This window comes from Burkholderia sp. SCN-KJ (genome assembly GCF_024656005.1).
Taxonomy (GTDB): domain Bacteria; phylum Pseudomonadota; class Gammaproteobacteria; order Burkholderiales; family Burkholderiaceae; genus Burkholderia.
The window spans coordinates 1-1,712 of record NZ_JANKOG010000078.1; the positions used below are offsets into that span (position 1 = coordinate 1).

Annotated in this window: 1 protein-coding gene and 1 pseudogene; both read left to right on the plus strand. The window is 60.2% G+C overall.

Annotated features, from left to right (window positions below; translation table 11 throughout):
• Positions 1 to 228 precede the first annotated feature (228 nt).
• Entirely contained in the window at positions 229 to 1,185 is a 957-nt protein-coding gene (locus tag NQV17_RS37685) for an AraC family transcriptional regulator (RefSeq protein WP_257776144.1), read from the plus strand.
• Between the two features lie 116 nt (positions 1,186 to 1,301).
• Positions 1,302 to 1,553: pseudogene (locus tag NQV17_RS37690) on the plus strand (helix-turn-helix domain-containing protein); the annotation flags it as partial.
• Between the last annotated feature and the right edge of the window lie 159 nt (positions 1,554 to 1,712).

A 1,712-nucleotide genomic window follows, 5' to 3' on the forward strand; every position in this document is an offset into this window, starting at 1 on the left:
CCAGGGTCCCAAACGGTGTCATTTGATGTGACCGTAGCGCAGAAGCCCGGATGCACCCGGAAATGAGTTTCGGGATCGTGTCCGGGCTTTCCCCTTCGAGCCTCCAACTTCGGCCCAGCGCGCTCGTGCACTATGTGTCCGATCAGTTCACGCCACAGGTCATGTAGTGAATACAACCGGTACACAACCACGATAAGATGTTTGAGGGTTTCAAGCTCCCGAGGTCCTATGTGCCAAGTTGACTGGCTGAGCAATCTCCTGCAAATGATCACCATTACTGGCCAGCTGGAGGTCCGTTGCACCTACGGCGCGCCATGGCGTGTGCCCTGGGCTAAGTCCGCGGCGCACGAGATTCCCTACCACGTCGTGCTCGAGGGTCGGGCTATTATTGAAGATCCGGAGACAGGGACGGCGAGTGAGTTGCTGGGCGGAGACATCGTGCTGCTGCCTCACGGGTCGGCACACGTGTTGCACGATGGCAGCGGACATGACCCCGGGCTTACCTTCAATCGCCAAGGTACCGGAGGATGGACGCTCAGTGAGAATGACGGTCAGGGCGAGCGTCTGGACATGTTGTGCGGGCGATTCTTCATCGGGCCGCCTCATGATCGCCTAATTCGCAATTACCTCCCTACGAATCTAGTGGTACGAGCAATGGACTGCCAGCCTGAAGAGCGCACCGGGTCTGCTTCGAGCCACCTGGCAAGTCTCGTCGGGTTGATGCGCATGGAGTCTGCCGGCGAAAAACCAGGCCGATACGCAATACTCAACGCACTTTCCTCGGCGCTGTTCACACTGGCACTACGCGCGGCGAGCGAATCCGAGCATGCGCCGGCAGGCTTACTGGCGCTGGCCGGTCATCCACGACTGGCCCCTGCCATTTCAGCCATGTTCACCGATCCGGCGCGACCTTGGAATCTGCCTGATCTGGCCGAATTGTGCAGCATGTCACGTGCCACTTTCATGCGACACTTTCAGGACAAGCTGGGTCGTTCGGCCATCGAACTGCTGACCGATATTCGGATGAGCCTTGCCGCCAACGAGCTGAAGAAACCGGCGATGACTGCGGAGGCCGTGGCCGAGTCGGTGGGGTATCGATCCGTGGCGGCATTCCGGCGCGTGTTCACCGACAAGATGGGAATGACGCCGGGGCAATGGTGTCGTCAGGCGCGCGAAGACAGGTAACGCGCTTCGTTTTCGGTTCGTGACCTCAATGAGGTGCCATGCGCCGGCGGCGCCACTTCTTCGCCCGAACGCCCCGCCGCGCGCTCGTTTATGTCTAGACGTATCTGGCTCTTGACGACTTGTGCAGCATGCCGCGCGCCACCTTCATGCGGCACTTTCAGAGCAAGTTGTGGCGGTTGGCCTTCGAACTGTCGACCGCTATCCGGATGAGCCTTGCCTACAACGAACTAAAGAAACCGGCGATGACGACCGAGGCCGAGGCTGAGTCAGTTGGGTATTGATCCATGGCAGCGTTCCCGCGCGTGTTTACCGACAGGATAGGCACGACGCCAGGGCAATGGTGTCGTCAGGCGCGCGAAGATACGTAGCGGGCTTCACCTTCGCCGTGCGGCCGCGACGAGATGCTTGGCGCGCCGGCAGGGTCACTCCTTAGCCCGAACGACCTGCGGCCCGCTCGCCTATATCTTCACGCATCTGAAGTTCGATCTCAAAGCGACGACTCACGCAGAGCTCTACCTCAGTCGGCT